General features: G+C 63.5%; 15 protein-coding genes and 3 tRNA genes. 15 read left to right on the top strand and 3 right to left on the bottom strand.

Translation table 11 applies throughout. The annotated features are described in order from the left end of the window. The first annotated feature begins 320 nt into the window (after window positions 1-320). The 11 genes from ACF3ND_RS12790 (at window position 321) to pnp (ending at window position 13,362) form a co-directional block, all read left to right on the top strand. On the top strand, window positions 321-2,045 hold the full coding sequence (locus tag ACF3ND_RS12790) for an acetolactate synthase 3 catalytic subunit (protein ID WP_394060996.1): 1,725 nt from the start codon (window positions 321-323) through the stop codon (window positions 2,043-2,045). A gap of 10 nt (window positions 2,046-2,055) precedes the next feature. Further along, the gene (gene ilvN, locus ACF3ND_RS12785; protein ID WP_394060994.1) at window positions 2,056-2,547 is read left to right on the top strand and encodes an acetolactate synthase small subunit; all 492 of its coding nucleotides are present in this window, start codon (window positions 2,056-2,058) and stop codon (window positions 2,545-2,547) included. Window positions 2,548-2,711: 164 nt separating this feature from the next. Continuing rightward, window positions 2,712-3,728: a ketol-acid reductoisomerase gene (ilvC, locus tag ACF3ND_RS12780; RefSeq protein ID WP_394060992.1), complete on the top strand. Its 1,017-nt coding sequence runs from the start codon at window positions 2,712-2,714 to the stop codon at window positions 3,726-3,728. A gap of 193 nt (window positions 3,729-3,921) precedes the next feature. After that, window positions 3,922-6,171 (top strand): TonB-dependent hemoglobin/transferrin/lactoferrin family receptor, encoded by a 2,250-nt coding sequence (locus ACF3ND_RS12775; RefSeq protein WP_394060990.1) that lies wholly within the window; start codon window positions 3,922-3,924, stop codon window positions 6,169-6,171. 17 nt (window positions 6,172-6,188) lie between these two features. Continuing rightward, a complete protein-coding gene (locus ACF3ND_RS12770; RefSeq protein WP_394060989.1) occupies window positions 6,189-7,235 on the top strand; it encodes a hemin-degrading factor in 1,047 nt (348 codons plus the stop codon). Between the two features lies 1 nt (window position 7,236). After that, a complete protein-coding gene (locus ACF3ND_RS12765) occupies window positions 7,237-8,052 on the top strand; it encodes a hemin ABC transporter substrate-binding protein (protein WP_394060987.1) in 816 nt (271 codons plus the stop codon). Between the two features lie 41 nt (window positions 8,053-8,093). Next, window positions 8,094-9,041 carry a FecCD family ABC transporter permease gene (locus ACF3ND_RS12760; protein ID WP_394065842.1) on the top strand — a complete coding sequence of 316 codons (948 nt, stop codon included), beginning with the start codon at window positions 8,094-8,096 and terminating at the stop codon, window positions 9,039-9,041. Next, complete coding sequence (locus ACF3ND_RS12755; RefSeq protein ID WP_394060985.1) at window positions 9,038-9,850, top strand: heme ABC transporter ATP-binding protein; 813 nt, start codon at window positions 9,038-9,040, stop codon at window positions 9,848-9,850. Before ACF3ND_RS12760 ends, ACF3ND_RS12755 begins: the two co-directional genes overlap by 4 nt. A 92-nt stretch (window positions 9,851-9,942) precedes the next feature. Further along, complete coding sequence (gene pssA / locus ACF3ND_RS12750; RefSeq protein ID WP_394060983.1) at window positions 9,943-10,710, top strand: CDP-diacylglycerol--serine O-phosphatidyltransferase; 768 nt, start codon at window positions 9,943-9,945, stop codon at window positions 10,708-10,710. 154 nt (window positions 10,711-10,864) lie between these two features. Beyond that, entirely contained in the window at window positions 10,865-11,134 is a 270-nt protein-coding gene (gene rpsO, locus ACF3ND_RS12745) for a 30S ribosomal protein S15 (RefSeq protein ID WP_394060981.1), read from the top strand. A gap of 89 nt (window positions 11,135-11,223) precedes the next feature. Continuing rightward, window positions 11,224-13,362 (top strand): polyribonucleotide nucleotidyltransferase, encoded by a 2,139-nt coding sequence (gene pnp / locus ACF3ND_RS12740; protein ID WP_394060979.1) that lies wholly within the window; start codon window positions 11,224-11,226, stop codon window positions 13,360-13,362. Window positions 13,363-14,206: 844 nt separating this feature from the next. On the opposite strand, the gene ACF3ND_RS12735 is transcribed toward pnp, so the two are convergent. The 3 genes from ACF3ND_RS12735 to ACF3ND_RS12725 all read right to left on the bottom strand — a co-directional run bounded on the left by ACF3ND_RS12735 (window position 14,207) and on the right by ACF3ND_RS12725 (window position 14,870). After that, window positions 14,207-14,449: a YjhX family toxin gene (locus ACF3ND_RS12735; protein WP_394060977.1), complete on the bottom strand. Its 243-nt coding sequence runs from the start codon at window positions 14,447-14,449 to the stop codon at window positions 14,207-14,209. A 233-nt stretch (window positions 14,450-14,682) separates the two neighbouring features. Further along, window positions 14,683-14,768: transfer RNA gene (locus tag ACF3ND_RS12730), tRNA-Leu, on the bottom strand. Between the two features lie 12 nt (window positions 14,769-14,780). Continuing rightward, window positions 14,781-14,870 (bottom strand) — tRNA-Ser (locus ACF3ND_RS12725). 244 nt (window positions 14,871-15,114) lie between these two features. Between ACF3ND_RS12725 and ACF3ND_RS12720 the strand changes: the two genes are divergently transcribed. From ACF3ND_RS12720 to ACF3ND_RS12705, 4 genes are all read left to right on the top strand, one after another. Continuing rightward, window positions 15,115-16,089 (top strand): NAD(P)H-quinone oxidoreductase, encoded by a 975-nt coding sequence (locus tag ACF3ND_RS12720; protein WP_394060975.1) that lies wholly within the window; start codon window positions 15,115-15,117, stop codon window positions 16,087-16,089. Window positions 16,090-16,243: 154 nt separating this feature from the next. Then, window positions 16,244-17,044 carry a triose-phosphate isomerase gene (gene tpiA, locus ACF3ND_RS12715; protein WP_394060973.1) on the top strand — a complete coding sequence of 267 codons (801 nt, stop codon included), beginning with the start codon at window positions 16,244-16,246 and terminating at the stop codon, window positions 17,042-17,044. Between the two features lie 29 nt (window positions 17,045-17,073). Continuing rightward, on the top strand, window positions 17,074-17,556 hold the full coding sequence (gene secG / locus ACF3ND_RS12710; RefSeq protein WP_394060971.1) for a preprotein translocase subunit SecG: 483 nt from the start codon (window positions 17,074-17,076) through the stop codon (window positions 17,554-17,556). Window positions 17,557-17,727: 171 nt separating this feature from the next. Further along, a tRNA-Leu gene (locus ACF3ND_RS12705) sits at window positions 17,728-17,812 on the top strand. Window positions 17,813-18,177 lie beyond the last annotated feature (365 nt).

The following is an 18,177-nucleotide window of genomic DNA, read 5'->3' as shown; positions in this document are numbered from 1 at the left end:
AGTAGGCGGGTATTTTTGCTCTGACCCTGAGCAATTTTTTGCGAGGCACTGTTATCCGGGCCATCCGCCCGGTTTTTTGCGCCTGAAAACTTTGTTGCTGGCCGCGTCACAAGCGTGTGATGCCAGGACTTCCGTTTCAAGCTAACGCATATGTTTTATATGCACGCACTGTGTGTCGATGAGTGCAGGCCGGACGGTAATGTGTCTGGGTGGTGTGGTCCCGTGGGCCATGAAGCGCCAGGTCATGTTGCTGAAATCGGTTCAAGCTCGGACCGTAGTAGGTCAATCGATATGTCAGGGCAGGACTGAAAGGAAAACTCATGTCTGAATTAAATGGCGCAGATATCGTCGTGCGCGCGCTCGCGGACGAAGGCGTGGAACACGTTTTCGGCTACCCCGGCGGCGCCGTGCTCTATATCTACGACGCAATCTACAAGCAAGATCGCTTCCAGCACATTCTCGTGCGTCACGAACAGGCAGCCGTGCATGCGGCCGACGCCTATTCCCGTTCCTCCCAGAAAGTCGGCGTCGCCCTGGTGACCAGCGGTCCCGGCGTGACCAATGCCGTCACCGGCATCGCCACCGCCTACCTGGACTCCATCCCCATGGTGATCATCAGCGGCCAGGTCAGCAGCCAGGCCATCGGCGAGGACGCCTTCCAGGAATGCGACGCCATCGGCATCACCCGCCCCTGCGTCAAGCACAACTTCCTGGTGCGCGACGTGCGCGAGCTGGCCGACACCATACGCAAGGCCTTCTACATTGCCACGACCGGCCGTCCCGGCCCCGTGCTGATCGACATCCCCAAGGACATCACCACCGCGACCTGCAAATACACGCCCAAGCGCGGCGAGGTCAAGATGCGTTCCTACTCGCCCGTCACCAAGGGCCACCAGGGGCAGATCAAGAAGGCGGTGCAGATGCTCAACACTGCCGAGCGTCCCCTGATCTACGTGGGCGGCGGCGTGGTCCTGGGCAATGCCTCGGACGAACTGAACGAACTGGTCAAGCTCAGCGGCGCCCCATGCACCACCACGCTGATGGGCCTGGGCGCCTATCCCGGCACCGCCGACCAGTACATCGGCATGCCCGGCATGCACGGCACCTATGAAGCCAACATGACCATGCAGCACTGCGACGTGCTGGTGGCCGTGGGCGCGCGCTTTGACGATCGCGTGATCGGCAATCCGCGCCACTTCAGCCAGAATCCGCGCAAGATCATCCACATCGACATCGATCCTTCCGTGATCTCCAAGCGGGTCAAGGTGGACGTGCCCATCGTGGGCGGCGTCAAGGACGTGCTGCAGGAGTTCAACGAGCTCTTCGCCCAGGCGCGCCAGGACGCCAACGGTTCCGCGCCCTCGCTGAACGACTGGTGGAAGCAGATCAACGTCTGGCGCGGCAAGGACTCGCTGGCCTATGCCAAGTCCGACGAGCTCATCAAGCCCCAGTACGTGATCGAAGCCCTGTGGGAAGTGACCGGCGGCAACGCCTTCGTGACCTCCGACGTGGGCCAGCACCAGATGTGGGCCGCGCAGTACTACAAATTCAACAAGCCGCGCCGCTGGATCAACTCCGGCGGCCTGGGCACCATGGGCGTGGGCCTGCCTTACGCCATGGGCGTGCAGATGGCCAATCCCGGCCAGGACGTCGCCGTCATCACCGGCGAGGGCTCCATCCAGATGAACATCCAGGAGCTGTCCACCTGCAAGCAGTACCGCCTGAGCCCCAAGGTGCTGTGCCTGAACAACCGCTACCTGGGCATGGTTCGCCAGTGGCAGCAGATCGACTACGGTTCGCGCTACTCGGAGTCCTACGTGGACGCGCTGCCGGATTTCGTCAGGCTGGTCGAAAGCTACGGCCACGTGGGCCTGGAGATCGACAAGCCGGCCGACGTGGTGCCCGCCATCCGCGAAGCCTTCACCACGCACAAGGATCGCCTGGTGTTCCTGAATTTCATCACGGACCAGACCGAGAACGTCTTCCCCATGGTGAAAGCAGGGCGCGGCCTGACCGAAATGCTGCTGGGTCCGGACGACCTGTAAGGAGAGAACCATGAAACACGTCATTTCTATCCTTCTGGAAAACGAACCCGGCGCGCTGTCACGCGTGGTCGGCCTGTTCTCGGCCCGCGGCTACAACATCGAAACCCTGACCGTGGCGCCCACCGAGGACGACACCCTGTCCCGGATGACCATCGTCACCCAGGGTTCCGACGACGTCATCGAGCAGATCACCAAGCACCTGAACCGCCTCGTGGACGTGGTCAAGGTGGTGGACCTGTCCGAAGGCCCGCACATCGAACGTGAGCTCATGCTCATCAAGGTGCGCGCGGTTGGCAAGGAGCGCGAGGAGATGAAACGCATGGCGGACATCTTCCGCGGCAGCATCATCGACGTCACGGACAAGACCTACACCATCGAATTGACGGGCGTGCAGGAGAAGATCGCCGCCTTCATCAATGCGCTGGACCGTACGGCCATTCTCGAAACGGTGCGCACCGGAGTATCGGGCGTGAGCCGCGGCGAACGCGTCCTGAAGCTATAGGTCTACGTTCTTTTTTACCGCTGGGCCGCCCCCAAGGTAAAAAGCGCCCCCTTGGGGGGCAGCAAGCCGAAGGCGCGGCGTGGGGGCTTTGTTTACCGCTGCGGGCACTTCGCGGCACCCATAGAATTGCTATATAAGCGAAATTATTACTTGGAGCACCTTAAATGAAAGTTTTCTACGACAAGGATTGTGACCTGTCCCTGATCAAAGGCAAGACCGTTGCCATCATCGGCTACGGCTCGCAAGGCCACGCCCACGCCCTGAACCTGCACGAGTCCGGCGTGAACGTGGTGGTCGGCCTGCGCAAGGGCGGCGCCTCCTGGAGCAAGGCCGAGAACGCCGGCCTGAAAGTCCAGGAAGTGGCCGAGGCCGTGAAGGCCGCCGACGTGGTCATGATCCTGCTGCCCGATGAAAACATCGCCGAGGTCTACCGCACCCAGGTCGCCGACAACATCAAGCCCGGCGCCGCCCTGGCATTCGCCCACGGCTTCAACGTGCACTACGGCCAGGTCGTGCCCCGCGACGACATCGACGTCATCATGGTGGCTCCCAAGGCTCCCGGCCACACCGTGCGCGGCACCTACCGCCAGGGCGGCGGCGTGCCTCACCTGATCGCCGTCTACCAGGACAAGACCGGCGCCGCCCGCGACGTGGCCCTGTCCTACGCATCGGCCAACGGCGGCGGCCGTGCCGGCATCATCGAAACCAATTTCCGTGAAGAAACCGAAACCGACCTGTTCGGCGAGCAGGCCGTGCTGTGCGGCGGCGCCGTCGAGCTGATCAAGGCCGGCTTCGATACGCTGGTGGAAGCCGGCTACGCTCCCGAAATGGCCTACTTCGAGTGCCTGCACGAACTGAAGCTGATCGTGGACCTGATCTACGAAGGCGGCATCGCCAACATGAACTACTCGATCTCCAACAACGCCGAATACGGCGAATACGAGACCGGCCCCAAGATCATCACGGACGAAACCCGCAAGGCCATGCGCAAGTGCCTGGAAGATATCCAGACCGGCGTCTACGCCAAGAACTTCATCCTGGAAAACGCCGCCGGCGCTCCTACGCTGACCTCGCGTCGCCGTATCAACGCCGAATCGCAGATCGAGCAGGTCGGCGCCAAGCTGCGTTCCATGATGCCTTGGATCGCTGCCAACAAACTGGTCGACAAGTCCAAGAACTAAGCTCGCAGCCATGACGGAGTAATCGGCCGTCATGACGGATCTGCCAAGCCCGGTTGTCGTCGTAAGATGGCAGCCGGGTTTTTCATGGCCAGGCGGAGAAGAAACGAGGCGGACTGCTTGAAATCTCCTCTTTGATTGAAAATGCAAATGAGAACGATTATTATTGTTGATCTTAAAAATGCATGGAACGATCATGGCGGTGAAAAAGGTATGGGCCCTGGGGGTGGCGTGCTGCGCGTGGAGCGGGGCGGGGGCGGCGCAGGCGCCGGCGGTCGAGCAGTTGTCCGCCGTGCGTGTGCAGGCCGATCCGCTCGCATCCTTGCCGGGCAGCGCGCGTGTTTCGCGAGACGTACTGCAGCAAAATGCCATCAGCGACTGGCGCGACATCGGGCTGGAGGTGGATCCGGCCTTGCACTATAACGAACAGCGTAAAAGCATCAATGTCCGGGGCATGGATCAGAACCGGCTCAACGTTCGGGTGGACGGCATACGGATTCCCTGGCTGGATGATGGCGCCCGCGGCGAGAAGGGGGGGTTCGACGCCATTGATTTCGACGATCTGTCCGCTGTGGATCTGGTGCGGGGCGCTGGAGCGAGCCGCTCGGGTTCCCTGGTCGGCTACCTGGATCTGCAGACGCTGGATCCGGCCGACATCCTTAAGCCGGGGCGGGAGCTGGGCGCGCTCTTGCGTACTTCCTGGGACGGCTCCGACGAGGGCCTGGGCCTGAACGCCGCCTTGGCTGCAAGAGCAGGTGAGCGTACCCGGTGGATGCTGCTGGCCAGCCAGCGCAGAGGGCACGAACCAAAGAACCAGGGCCGGCACGGCGGGCTGGGAGCCAGCCGGGATCGCCTCAACCCGGAGGACTACACGCAGCGCAACTATGCCTTCAAGCTGCAGCATGACCTGAACGCGGAGCACAGCCTGGGCCTGTCGGGGACGTTCTTTCAGCGTGATGCGGATGTGGACAGCCGCCGCGAGCAGGGGCCGGGCACCGGCTATGACGAGGGTCGGAATCAGACCGACAAACGCAGCGAGCGCCAGAGGCTGGTGGTGGACTACGTCTATCAGGGCAATGGAGAAAAGCAATCGCTGCAAAGTGCGAGCCTGAAGTTCTATTGGCAGAAAGCCGAGCAGGAAGGCGTGCAGCATGGTTGGCGCAACCAAGACGCGCGCGGCAATATCATCCCCCGGGATCCCTTTCAATACCGTTACCCTTACGGCTATTTCTCACGAGGCAATCTGGTGCGCGAGTCAGGCCATGGCCTGGTGGCGGAGGCGTCCGGCCACACGCCATTCGGCATCTGGCGGGCGGGAGGCGAGGCCTTGCTCAGCCGTGCCCGACAGTATTCTTCGGGCCAAGACAATTGCCCGCCAGCCAATCCTTTCCTGCCCGCTCCGTTCGGACCGCGGGCTTGCGAATTCCTGCATACCAATCAATCCGACATGCCCCTGGTCAAGGGCGAACAGTGGAGCCTGTGGGGCGAGCACGAGTTCCAGTTTGCGCAAGGAGCCTATTCGTTGACACCGTCCTTGCGGCTGGATTCCTGGCGTTTCCAGGCCCACAGCAATACGGATTATCAGAGCAACCCCAACGCCGGCATTCCCAGCCTCGCGACAAAGGCCGATGACCAGCGCCTGTCGCCCGCCCTGATGGCGCAGTGGCATGCCGCGTCGGATCTTTCGTTCTATGCGCGCTACGGCTACGGCTACACAGCACCGACCGCCTCGCAGCTTTACCTGAATTACGGCGCGCCCGGCACGTATCTGCGTGCGGGGAATCCGGAGCTCAAGCCCGAAATCAGCCGCGGCTGGGAATTGGGCGGGCAGTGGGGCGACGATCGGAAGGGCGTGCGCCTGAGCGTGTTCCACAACAACTACAAGAATTTCATCGAATCCGAAGTGGTCATCGACCCGGATTCGCCGCAATGGAATCCAGCTTGGACCGGCCGGTACCCCATGGGCGTGACCGCCGTGGCGAACAAGGCACGGGTGCAGATCTATGGAGCCGAACTGGCAGGACACTGGATGTTGACGCCGCAGTGGCGATTACGCTCGGGGTTGAGCTGGGCGCGCGGCAAAGACAGAGACAGCGGGCTGCCCATCAATAGCGTGGCGCCTCTGGGCGGCATGGCGGCCCTGGCTTACCTGCAACCTCGCTGGGGGGCGGAGCTGGCTCTGCACGCTTCGGCCAAGCGTGAGCGGGTGGAGGATCCCGCCCGCGATTTTCAGACGCCGGGTTTCGGTGTGTGGAACCTGAAGGCGTGGTGGGAGCCGCAGCAGGTCGATGGATTGCGTGTGCAGATCGGCGTCTACAACCTGTTTGACAAATATTACTGGAATCCGTTGGACGTGCCGCGGGCAGGCGGACGCGACAGCTGGCCGGTCGCGGCCTACACATCGCCGGGGCGTTATGCGCGCCTGAACCTGGCCTATCAATTTTGAGTATCAGGGAGTCTTTCATGCAGACGATGAATGGAGATCACTACGCCCAGGAGCTGCTGCAGCGCTTCGAATCGGCGCGCCAGGCCAATCCCCAGGCCAGAATGCGCAACGTGGCGCAGCAGTTGGGCGTATCGGAGTACGAGCTGTTGCGCCTGCAGCCGGCCGGCGTGCAGTGCATGAGCCTGCAGGGCAGCCTGCAGGACTTGCTGCGCGATCTTGAGGGGTTGGGGCGCGTCATGGCCTTGTCACGCAACGAGTCGGCAGTACATGAGCGGCACGGACGCTACGAGAAAGTGCGCGCGGGCCAGAGCATGGGTATCGTGCTGGGGCCCGATATCGACTTGCGATTGTTCATGGAGCATTGGGGGCCCGCATGCTGGGTCAGCGAAAAGGGACGCGAGAGCCTGCAGTTCTTCGATGTGGCGGGACAGGCCGTTCACAAGGTCTATCGGACCGGGCACACGGACGCCTTGGCCTGGGATGCTTACCTGCAGCGCTATCGCTGCGATGCCCAACCCGTATTCATTGCGCAGGACATTCCCGGCAAACACTACGCCTCGACCGAGGCGCCCGCCACGATGCGGCAGGAATGGCTGGCCATGAAGGATACGCATGAACTGCACGGCATTCTGGAGCGCGCCCAGGTGTCGCGGCTGGTCGCCCTGCGCGACGTGGGCGGCGACCTGGCCCAGGCCGTGCCCCTGGATACGGCCGAACGCATGCTGCAGCATGTCGCCGCGCAGCAGATCCCCATCATGTGCTTCGTGGGCAATCGCGGCATCGTGCAGATCCATTCGGGTCCGGTGCAGCGCCTCCTGCGCACCGGGTCCTGGTTCAATGTGCTGGATCCGAACTTCAATCTGCACCTGAACACCGATGACATTGTCGCCACCTGGGTGGTGACGCGTCCATCGGCCGACGGGTGGATCACCTCCTTGGAGTGCTTTGATGCACAGGGCGCGCTGATCGTCCAGTTCTTTGGGGAACGCAAGCCCGGCGCGCCGGAACTGGCCGCTTGGCGCGCGCTTTTGCAGTCCTATTGTCCCGATGCTCTGGCTGCCTGACATGCTGGTACTGCGCTATATGCTGCTTGTCCTGTTCGGCGCGTGCAGTCTGCCCGCCGTTGCAGAGCGCATCGTCACGCTGGGCGGGACGGTCACGGAGATCGTGTTTGGCCTGGGCGGGGGCGCCGATGTGGTGGCCGTGGACCAGTCCAGCCTGTATCCGCCCGAAGTCCGCCGGCTGCCCAGCGTCGGCTATTATCGTCAGACGCCTGTCGAGGGAGTGGCGGCGGCGCAGGCGGATCTGGTGCTGGCGTCTGAAAATGCGGGGCCGCCCGAGGCGCTGGCGCGTCTGCGCAGCCTGGGCCTGACGGTGCGGACCATGCCGGACGACGGCACGCTCGAGTCCCTGTACCAGCGCATTGCGGCGGTAGCGGCCGCCGTCGGGCGCGAGGAGCAAGGGCGGCGGTTGTCGGCGCGCATCCGGGAGGATCTGCAGCGCGCCGCCCGATTGCCTGGGCGCGCGTTGAGCACGGCGGTGCTGATGTACAGGGGCAGCCAATTCCAGCTTGCGGGCGAGGGAACCAGCGCCCATCAATTATTGGCCTTGGCGGGGTTGCGCAACGTTCACCAGGGGCGGCGCGGCTACACGACACTGGCAACCGAGGGGCTGGCGTCCCTGGACCCCGAGCTGATCGTGATCACGCAGGCCTCGTTGGATTCGGCTGGCGGCATGTCGGCCTTCATGCGCTTGCCGGGGGTTGGGTTGACGCGCGCGGGGCGCAGCCAGCGCATCCTGGTCATGGATGATCTGCTGATCCTGGGCATAGGTCCGAGGGTGGGGCAGGCTGTCGAACAGCTCAAGCGGGCGGCATCGTGAACGCTGTAGCGCAGCGGTGGCTGGGCATGCTCTTGGCGGGACTGCTTGGCGCCAGTGTGTTTGCCGCCTCGACGGGCGCCATGGGCATCCCCTGGCAGCGGATGCCTTTTCTGTTGTTGGGCCAGGGCAGGGAAGGCGAGCAACTGATGCAGAGCGTGCTGTTGACGGTGCGCCTGCCCCGGGTGCTGTTCAGCATGATGACCGGCGCGGCGCTGGCCTGCGGCGGCGTACTGATACAGGCCCTGTTTCGCAATCCCCTTGCCGAGCCGGGCCTGGTGGGCATCAGCAGCGGCGCCGCCCTGGGCGCCGTGACGAGCATCGTCATGCTGGGCAGCAGTCTTTGGTTCACGGCGCCCGCCGCCTTCGCGGGCAGCTTGCTGGCCGCCTGGCTGGCTTATCTGGTGGGCAGCCGCATTCCGGGAACGGGAGCGCTGCTGCTGGCGGGGATCGCCATCAACACCATGGCGGGCAGCGTGATCGGCCTCTTCACCTATTTCGCCAATGACGCGCAACTGCGTGATCTGACGTTCTGGAGCATGGGCAGCCTGGCGGGAGCGAACTGGCTCAATCTGGCGGTACTGTTCCCATGGACGGTCTTTTTGCTGATCGCCGCCCTGCGGCAGTGGCGCGTGCTCAATGCCTTGCTGCTGGGGGACAGGGAAGCCCGGCACCTTGGGTTTGATCTGGTGCGCGTGCGCCGCGGCCTGATGTGCCTGCTGGCATTGTTGATCGGTCCCTTGGTGGCGGTGACGGGCGGCATAGGATTTGTCGGCTTGGTCGTGCCTCATCTGATGCGCATGTCGGTGGGCGCTGATCACCGCTGGCTGCTGCCGTTGTCGGCCCTGGCAGGCGCTGTGCTCCTGACGATCGCCGATGGCATGGCCCGGGCCTGGCTTGCACCGGCCGAGCTGCCCATCGGGCTGATCACCAGCCTGCTGGGCGGACCATTCTTCTTCTATCTGCTGCTGCGAGGCAAAGGGGGCGCATGAATACGGATGGTGTACAGGAGCTCGAAAGTCGAAAGTTGCGCGTGGAGCGTGGCGGTGATCTCGTTCTTGATGGCGTCAGCCTGCGGGTCAGGCCGGGGGAGCTGCTCGGCGTGCTGGGCGCCAACGGCGCGGGCAAGTCCACGCTGCTGGGAGCGCTGGCCGGAGAGGCGGGCGCCTGCTGCTCGAGCCAGGTATGGTTGAAGTCGCGGCCCTTGTCGCAGTGGTCCCTCGAAGAGCAGGCCCGACAGCGAGCGGTCCTGCCGCAGGAGTCCGGCCTGGGCTTCAGTCTGGCCGTGAGCCAGGTCATCGCCATGGGCGCCTATGCCTTTCCGACGCAGGCGCCGGCCAACGTGACGCAATGCGTACGCGATGCTGCGCAGTGGGCCGATGTCGCACACCTGCTGGAGCGCGACTATACGAGGCTTTCCGGGGGCGAACGGCAACGCGTGCACTTTGCGCGGGCGCTGGTGCAGGTGCTTCTGGCGCGCGATCATCGCCAGGGAGCCCGATATCTGCTTCTGGACGAGCCTACGGCCAGCCTGGACCCGCGGCATCAGCAGCGCCTGCTGCAAACGGTCGGGGAACTAGCGCGCATGCACGGGCTGGGGGTGCTCCTGATACTGCACGATGTCAATCTGGCTGCGCGTTGGTGCGACCGCCTGGCCTTGCTGCATCGGCGCCAGGTCTTGGCCCAAGGAACACCGGAGGCGGTGCTGACCGTCGATAATCTGCGCGAATTGTACGGCCTGGAGGCGACGATCCTGCCGCATCCCTTGCGGCGGGGCCGGCCCCTGGTCGTGTTTTCCTGACAAGGGCAGGCCCGCATATTTTGCGGCCGGGGCCGGGTACAATGCTACATTTAGGTGAACGCTCACCTGCAACATTCATCATTGCATTCATCATGCCCAATTTCCTCAACGATGAAACCCGCCGTCGGCGCAGCATCTACCTGTTGCCCAATGCCTTCACCACGGCCAATCTCTTTGCGGGGTTCTATGCTGTCGTGCAGGCCATGAACGGCCGTTTCGAAGCGGCCGCCATCGCCATCTTCCTGGCGCTGGTCTTTGACGGCATGGACGGCCGCGTGGCGCGCCTGACCAATACGCAATCGGCCTTCGGCGAGCAGTACGATTCCATGGCCGACATGATCTCCTTCGGTGCCGCGCCCGCGCTGGTCATGTATGTCTGGGCCATGCAGGGACTGGGCCGTTGGGGCTGGCTGGCCGCCTTCATCTACGTGGCGGGCGGGGCCTTGCGCCTGGCGCGCTTCAACACCAACATCGCCGTGGTGGACAAGCGCTTCTTCCAGGGCCTGCCCAGCCCGGCCGCCGCCGCGCTGGTGGCCGGCTTCATCTGGCTGGCCGTGGACAACAAGCTGTCGCTTCAGGCCAGCTCTGTTCCCTGGGTGGCTTTCGCGCTGACCGTCTACGCGGGCCTGGCCATGGTCTCGAACGCGCCGTTCTACAGCGGCAAGTCCTTCGCGATCCGTCGCAGCGTGCCGTTCTGGGGAATGCTGCTGTTCGTGCTGGTGTTCGTCTTCGTCTCCACCGATCCGCCTGTCATCCTGTTTGCGCTGTTCTGCATCTATGGCCTGTCGGGCTGGGTGGTCATGGCCTGGCGCTGGCGCCGCGCCCGCGATCTGAGCCGCCGTCGGCGCGAAAACAACTAAGCGGGGCGATACAGGCGCGGATTTTGCCTGAAACCCTGAACTGAGCCGGGCTTTGTGGTTATAATGGCCGCTTGTGTCCGGCGGACACATTCAATTCAATGTCAAACACGTTAGGGCACCTCGGTCCTAACGCATGTCCTAGAGGCTAAATAAAATGGCAGTTGCAGATATCAAAAAAGTCGATATCGTTTCCGAGTTTCAGCGCAAACAAGGCGACACCGGTTCCCCAGAAGTGCAAGTGGCCCTGCTGACCGCTCGCATCAACGAACTGACCGACCACTTCAAGGCTCACAACAAGGATCACCACTCCCGTCGTGGTCTGCTGCGCATGGTCAGCCGTCGCCGCAAACTGCTGGATTACCTGAAAGGCCGTAATCCAGATGCTTACCGTGCACTGATCGAAAAACTCGGTCTGCGTAAGTGATACCGGGGCTGGTTCCCCGCTAGACAACCGTGCACACTGCGAACCGGTTTCGCAGTGTGCACGGTTTTTTTATTGTAAGGATTCTCCTAATGTTCAATAAAGTCACCAAGTCCTTCCAGTACGGCGAACACACCGTCGTCCTGGAAACCGGGGAGATCGCACGTCAGGCGTCAGGTGCCGTGCTGGTTTCCATCGAAGACACCGTCGTGCTGGCCACCGTCGTTGGCGCCAGCAAGGCCAAGCCCGGCCAGGATTTCTTTCCCCTGACCGTGGATTACGTCGAAAAGACCTATGCGGCCGGCAAGATCCCCGGCGGCTTCTTCAAGCGCGAAGGCAAGCAGTCCGAGCGCGAGATCCTGATCTCCCGTCTGATCGACCGTCCGCTGCGCCCGCTGTTCCCTGAAGGCTTCTACAACGAAGTCCAGGTCATCATCCATACGGTCTCGGTCAATCCCGAGATCGATCCCGACATCGCCGCCATGCTGGGCGCCTCCGCCGCCCTGGCCATCTCGGGCATTCCGTTCAACGGTCCCGTGGGCGCCGCCCGCGTCGGCTATGTGGACGGCCAGTACGTGCTGAACCCTTCGGCCACGCAACTGAAGTCCTCGGACCTGGACCTGGTCGTGGCCGGCACCGAAGCCGCCGTGCTGATGGTGGAATCCGAAGCCAAGCAACTGTCTGAAGAAGTCATGCTGGGCGGCGTGGTCTACGCCCACGAGCAGATGCAGGCCGCCATCAATGCCATCCACGAACTGGTGGAAGAGGCCGGCAAGCCCGAATGGGACTGGCAGCCCGCCCCCGTCAACGAAGCGCTGCTGACCGCCGTCACCGCCGCCGCCCAGGACGGCCTGACCCAGGCCTACCAGATCCGCGAAAAACAGGCTCGCACCGAACAGGTCCGCGCCGTCTACGCGCAAGTCAAGGAAACGCTGGCCGCCCATGCCCAGGCCAAGGGCGAAGAGCAGCCTGATTCCGTGGCCGTGGACAACATCCTGTTCGACCTGGAAAGCCGTATCGTGCGCACCCGCATCCTGAGCGGCGAATCCCGCATCGACGGCCGCGACACGCGTACCGTGCGCCCCATCAGCATCCGCCTGGGCGTGCTGCCGCGCGCTCACGGCAGCGCCCTGTTCACGCGCGGCGAAACCCAGGCGCTGGTCGTCACCACGCTGGGCACCAAACAGGACGAGCAGATCATCGATTCCATCATGGGCGAATACCGTGATCGCTTCATGCTGCACTACAACATGCCTCCCTTCGCCACCGGCGAAGCCGGCCGCTTCGGCGCGCCCAAGCGCCGCGAGATCGGTCACGGCCGCCTGGCCAAGCGTGCCCTGAGCCCGCTGCTGCCAGCCGCCGAGGACTTCCAGTACTCCATCCGCATCGTCTCCGAGATCACCGAGTCCAATGGCTCGTCCTCGATGGCCTCCGTGTGCGGCGGCTCGCTGTCCATGATGGACGCCGGCGTGCCTGTGCAGGATCACGTGGCCGGCGTGGCCATGGGCCTGATCAAGGAAGGCAACAAGTTCGCCGTCCTGACCGACATCCTGGGCGATGAAGACCACCTGGGCGATATGGACTTCAAGGTCGCGGGCACCGAGAAGGGCATCACCGCCCTGCAGATGGACATCAAGATCCAGGGCATCACCAAGGAAATCATGCAGGTCGCCCTGGCCCAGGCCCACGAAGGCCGCATGCACATCCTGTCCAAGATGAAGGAAGCCATCGACGGTTCCCGCACCGAGATGTCCGAGTTCGCACCCCGCATGCTGACCGTCAAGATCAACCCCGAGAAGATCCGCGACGTGATCGGCAAGGGCGGCGCAACCATCCGCGCCCTGACCGAAGAAACCGGCACGCAGATCGACATCTCCGATGACGGCACCATCACCATCGCCAGCGCCGACCTGGAAAAAGCGCGCGAAGCCGAGCGCCGCATCAAGGAACTGACGGCTGAAGTGGAAGTGGGCCAGGAATACGAAGGTCCCGTGATGCGTCTGCTGGATTTCGGCGCCATCGTCCAGGTCCTGCCTGGCCGCGACGGCCTGCTGCACATCTCCGAGATCGCCAACTACCGCATTGCCAACATCAATGATGTCCTGAAGGTTGGCCAGGTCGTGAAGGTCAAGGTCATCGAAGCCGACGAGAAAGGCCGTCTGCGCCTGTCCATCAAGGCGATCGGCGGCATCGAAGCCCAAGGCGGCCCGTCCGCTCCAGTGGCCCAGTAAGCCCGCGCATCTTCGGATGCCGAAAAAAGCCCGTCTTCGGACGGGCTTTTTTTTTTGGTTCTTCGAAGAATTCCGGGGATTCCTCCTTGATTGGCGAGCTGTTTGGGCCAATCGAAAAGAACCTCGGGTTCTCGCGAGGCCGGCCGGGGCGGGCCGGCTTGGCTGGGTCCTTCGCCCGCGCTGCGCGCGGGTTCCCTGGTCAGGATACGGGGGCGGGCGGGGCGTAAACTCGCAGGGTGATTCGTCCACTGGACGAATCACAAGCGCCCTGCTCGAGCAGCACGCCCCTTGCTTCCCGCCCCCGCATCCCGCCTGCGGCGAAGGCCCTGACTCGCCCGCCGGCCCGCCCTGGCCGGCCTTGCGAGAACGGCGCCGCTGTTTTGGCCCAAACAGCGGGACGTCCGCGCAAAAGCCGCACAACGTATCAACCATCCGCTGAGTTTTCTGCTTGGTATGGATGCCTAGGGCCGGGTCGATGCCATCGGCATTTTGAGCCGTTCAAGGCGCGGGTAGATCGGACGGGGCGGGTCGGATGGCTTGCCGCAGGCGGGGCGCGGGGACGGGGGGCAAGCGTCGTTCTGTTCGACGGCGGCGCTTGTTGCTCGCCTGGGAGGCGAGCAACCGCCGGAGTTAACGACGCGCCCGGCCAGGCGCCCCGACCAGGGCACCGGCGCACCGCGCCGGCAAGCCGTCAGCGCCGTCCGATCTACCCGCGCCTTGAACGGCGTCTTCAAAAAACCGGTTCAGCATCGACTTGGCAATTCAGTACCCGGAATTCCTCGAAGAACCTTTTTTTTGGCCTGGTCTCACCGTGTCTGTTGGCCGGGCAGGCGCCTGGTCCGTCCTAGGCTTGCATGGCAAGCAGGCCGGCGCGGCTGATCACATAGATGCCCGTGCCGCGCGAGCGGACCAGGCCTCGCGCGCGCAGCCGTTTCCACATGTCCGCGGCGACCCCGCTCATGACCCAGCCTTCCCGGGACAGGAAGGTGACGGATTCGATCTTCTTGTGCGCATCGCGCTTGAGCTGGATGTGGCCGCCTTGGGCCAGCATGAGCAGGACGCGGCGCTCCTGACGGGAAACGTTCATGGCCGCCCTCCGGGAGCAGAATGCCCGGCGGACGCGGAAAAGGCCGGAGCGCAAGCTCCCGCCAGTAAAAAGATAAGCATGATGAAAAACCGGAAAAAATACGCAGAAAGACGCCGGACGGCAGGTCCGGGTCAAGGGCTCGTTGGGTGTTGCTGCGGGCCTCTGCTCATAGGTCTCCGGTGGCGGGGCAAGAAGCGTCCTGCGCCCTGGTCGCCCTGAATAGGGCGGGCAAGTGGTGCATCCAGCCGGAATCGAACCGGCACGATCAAGGATCGAGGGATTTTAAGTCCCTTGCGTCTACCAATTCCGCCATGGATGCAGCGGGAAAAACTGGCGGAAGCGGTGAGATTCGAACTCACGGATGGGTTGCCCCATCGCCGGTTTTCAAGACCGGTCCATTCAACCGCTCTGGCACGCTTCCTGTTTTTTTTGGCTTTTGTTCGGCTCCGCGCCTTGGGGCGGGGCGCCGTTCCCCGCCCAGACAGGCGGGAAAGCTCTAAAGTGTAACGTAAAAGGCCGGGAGCGTCATCGGAATATTGTGGTCGTCGCGGCGGCTTTGCCAGGCAGGGCAGGGCGCATATGGTAGATTGCGGGGATAAGGTGAGAGGGCCGCCGCATGGCGGGGATTTTCTTTCGCCATGGAATTCTGAACATAGGGAGCAGGCATGCGAGCCATTGAAATTGCTGAGTTTGGCGGTCCGGAAGTATTGCGCGTGGTGGAGCGGCCCACGCCGCAGCCGGGCGCGGGAGAAGTGCTGGTCAAGGTGCTGGCGGCGGGCGTGAATCGCCCGGATGCGCTGCAGCGCGCGGGGACCTATCCGCCGCCGCCCGGCGCCTCCGATCTGCCGGGGCTGGAGTTGGCGGGAGAAATCGTGTCCGGCGATCTGCAGGGCAGCGAATTCAAGATTGGCGATCAGGTCTGCGCCCTGGTGACCGGCGGCGCCTATGCGGAGTACTGTGTCGTGCCCGTGCAGCAATGTCTGCCCATTCCCGCCGGATTCAGCCTGGTCGAGGCCGCGGGCCTGCCCGAAACCTTCTTCACGGTCTGGAGCAATGTTTTCGAACGAGGCGCCCTGACGCATGGCGAAACCCTGCTGGTGCATGGCGGAGCCAGCGGTATCGGCACCACCGCCATCCAGCTGGCGGTCGCCCTGGGCAACACGGCCTATGCCACGGCAGGCAGTGACGAGCGCGTGGAGGCCATCAATCGCCTGGGCGGCATCGGCATCAACTACAAGACTCAGGCCTACGAAGAAGTCATCAAGGCCAAGACTGGCGGGCGCGGCGTGGACGTCATCCTGGACATGGTGGCCGGCGACTACATCGACCGCGATCTCAAGTGCCTGGCGGACGACGGCCGTATCGTCATCATTGCCCTGCTGGGCGGTGCCAAGGCCACCATCAATTGCGGTGAGATCCTGCGCCGCCGCCTGACGGTGACGGGCTCCACCCTGCGCCCGCGTCCGGTCGCCTTCAAGGCGGCCCTGGCCCGGGCCCTGCGCGAACGCGTGTGGCCCTTGCTGGAATCAGGCCAGATCCGGCCGGTGGTGCACGCGACGTTTCCGCTGGAGCAGGCCGATCGCGCCCACGCCATGATGGAGGCGGGCGAGCAGGTGGGCAAGATCATCCTGGTGCCTTGAGCCGCTAATGGATCGTCCTGGGGCTCCCGTTGGTTTTTCCACGCCTATTTGGGGCAATGTCGAGCGGAATCGCCAAGCTCGCGCTACAATAGCGGGTTAGCTGCGTCTGCATTGCGGGCGTCGGGTGTAACTTCTGACTGACATCAAGGGAGCAATGGGCGTACCTTCTTTGCGAAAACGACTGGTTGCGGGCAATTGGAAAATGAACGGTTCGCTCGATGGCAACCGCCGTCTGCTGGATGAATTGCTTGCCCAGTCTGATGTTCAGCCGTCCGCGGCCCGGCCGGATGCGGCCCAGCCGAACGCGGCCCAGCCGAACGCGGCCCGGCCGAAATGCGAGGTGCTGGTGTGTGCGCCGTATGTATACCTGCCCCAGCTGGCCGACGCCTTGCGGGAATCGGGCATCGCCCTGGGCGCCCAGGACGTCAGCGTGCATGCCAAGGGGGCCTATACCGGCGAGGTATCCGCCTCCATGCTGGCGGACATTGGTTGCCAGTGGGTCATCGTCGGCCATTCGGAACGGCGGCAGTACCATCAGGAAAGCAGCGCCCTGGTGGCTGCCAAGGTGGTGGCGGCCCTGGATGCGGGTCTGACGCCCATTGTCTGCATCGGCGAGCTGCTGGCTGATCGCGAAGCAGGGCAGGCGGCCTGCGTGGTGCAGGACCAGCTCGAGCCGATCAAGGCGCTGGGCAAGGATGTCGTGGAACGCATCGTGCTGGCTTACGAGCCGGTCTGGGCCATAGGTACCGGGCTGACGGCTACGCCGGAGCAGGCGCAGGATATGCACGGACAGATCCGCGCGTTCATGGAGTCGGATCGGCTGCGCATTCTGTATGGCGGCAGCGTCAAGGCGGACAATGCCGCCGAGCTGTTCGCCATGCCGGATATTGATGGTGCCCTGGTGGGCGGTGCGTCTCTGGATGCACGGGAATTCTTACGTATTGTGGCCGCTTGAGGCCTCGGAGTCTTTGAATGCAACATTGGATGTCTTCCGTTCTGATGGCCGTGCAGGTCATTTCCTCGCTGCTGATTATTGGCTTGGTGCTGCTGCAGCAAGGCAAGGGCGCCGACATGGGCTCCGCATTTGGCGGCGGTTCCGCCGGCAGCGTCTTCGGTGCCGCGGGCGCCGCCAATTTCCTGTCGCGCATGACCAAATGGGCGGCCATTGTGTTCTTTGCCTCGACCGGCGGCCTGGCCTGGATGGCGCACCATCCCGCCAAGCAGGCGGAATCCGGCGTGATGCAAGGTTATGAGTCCCCCGTGCCCGGCGGCGCTCCTTCCGGGGCTTCTTCCGTACCTGCACCCGCCGCTGCACCCGCCGCCGTTCCCTCCCCGGCGCCTTCGTCGGTGCCGGCAGCTCCTTCGGCCGTTCCTTCCGCGGCCCCGCAGGCCCAGGAGCAGAAGCCTGAACCAGCTGCCGGTGAGCAAGCCCCCAAGGCGGAGTCGGAACCGGCCGCCAAGCCCTGACCTCTATATATATAGAGGGTCGGAGAGCCCGCCGTCAGGCGGGCTTTTTCATGGACTGCGCCTTGGTTTGTCGCGCTGAGCAAACGAAATCCTGTTTTTCCTGCGAAGGGCAGGGCTGGAATGCTGACAAGCCATTCTTTCTCGTGCTAATATCGCTGTCTTGATTGCCTTGCCGACGTGGTGGAATTGGTAGACACGCTATCTTGAGGGGGTAGTGGCGAAAGCTGTACGAGTTCGAGTCTCGTCGTCGGCACCATCGTATAAGTAAAAGTACGCAGCGCACGCTGCCAGACAAAACCTGATCCGATTGCGGACAGGTTTTTTTTTGCCTGCAAATCGGCCGGCGCTTCAATACGGGGTCGCGGGTGCGCATTCTGGGCAGGGGCCTGTTTCGCTGGCGCGGCGAGGATCATGCCGACGATAGATGCTTCGGTTCTGTGATGGGCTTCGTATGCCTCGGCAGGTTCACAACTTTCGGACCTGGAATGGGCGGTATGATTATTGTGCGTTAGGGCTTCTCTGCTTCGAAATCTGTGCTGGATTCGCCATGCGCAGAGCAGCCGGCAGGGATTGTTTCATATGCGAGATTGTCTGCCCTGGCGCAGGGAGCGTTTTCGGCGT

Origin of the sequence: Alcaligenes sp. WGS1538, assembly GCF_043187505.1 — a bacterium.
Lineage (GTDB): Bacteria > Pseudomonadota > Gammaproteobacteria > Burkholderiales > Burkholderiaceae_B > Alcaligenes.
This window is presented reverse-complemented; position numbering and strand designations above follow the sequence as displayed.

What these genes read in the sequence shown, in the direction of transcription:
- ACF3ND_RS12790 (WP_394060996.1), top strand. Translation starts at nt 321, where the DNA reads ATGTCTGAATTAAATGGCGCAGATATCGTCGTGCGCGCGCTCGCGGAC.
- ilvN (WP_394060994.1), top strand. Translation starts at nt 2,056, where the DNA reads ATGAAACACGTCATTTCTATCCTTCTGGAAAACGAACCCGGCGCGCTG.
- ilvC (WP_394060992.1), top strand. Translation starts at nt 2,712, where the DNA reads ATGAAAGTTTTCTACGACAAGGATTGTGACCTGTCCCTGATCAAAGGC.
- ACF3ND_RS12775 (WP_394060990.1), top strand. Translation starts at nt 3,922, where the DNA reads ATGGCGGTGAAAAAGGTATGGGCCCTGGGGGTGGCGTGCTGCGCGTGG.
- ACF3ND_RS12770 (WP_394060989.1), top strand. Translation starts at nt 6,189, where the DNA reads ATGCAGACGATGAATGGAGATCACTACGCCCAGGAGCTGCTGCAGCGC.
- ACF3ND_RS12765 (WP_394060987.1), top strand. Translation starts at nt 7,237, where the DNA reads ATGCTGGTACTGCGCTATATGCTGCTTGTCCTGTTCGGCGCGTGCAGT.
- ACF3ND_RS12755 (WP_394060985.1), top strand. Translation starts at nt 9,038, where the DNA reads ATGAATACGGATGGTGTACAGGAGCTCGAAAGTCGAAAGTTGCGCGTG.
- pssA (WP_394060983.1), top strand. Translation starts at nt 9,943, where the DNA reads ATGCCCAATTTCCTCAACGATGAAACCCGCCGTCGGCGCAGCATCTAC.
- rpsO (WP_394060981.1), top strand. Translation starts at nt 10,865, where the DNA reads ATGGCAGTTGCAGATATCAAAAAAGTCGATATCGTTTCCGAGTTTCAG.
- pnp (WP_394060979.1), top strand. Translation starts at nt 11,224, where the DNA reads ATGTTCAATAAAGTCACCAAGTCCTTCCAGTACGGCGAACACACCGTC.
- ACF3ND_RS12735 (WP_394060977.1), bottom strand. Translation starts at nt 14,449, where the DNA reads ATGAACGTTTCCCGTCAGGAGCGCCGCGTCCTGCTCATGCTGGCCCAA.
- ACF3ND_RS12720 (WP_394060975.1), top strand. Translation starts at nt 15,115, where the DNA reads ATGCGAGCCATTGAAATTGCTGAGTTTGGCGGTCCGGAAGTATTGCGC.
- tpiA (WP_394060973.1), top strand. Translation starts at nt 16,244, where the DNA reads ATGGGCGTACCTTCTTTGCGAAAACGACTGGTTGCGGGCAATTGGAAA.
- secG (WP_394060971.1), top strand. Translation starts at nt 17,074, where the DNA reads ATGTCTTCCGTTCTGATGGCCGTGCAGGTCATTTCCTCGCTGCTGATT.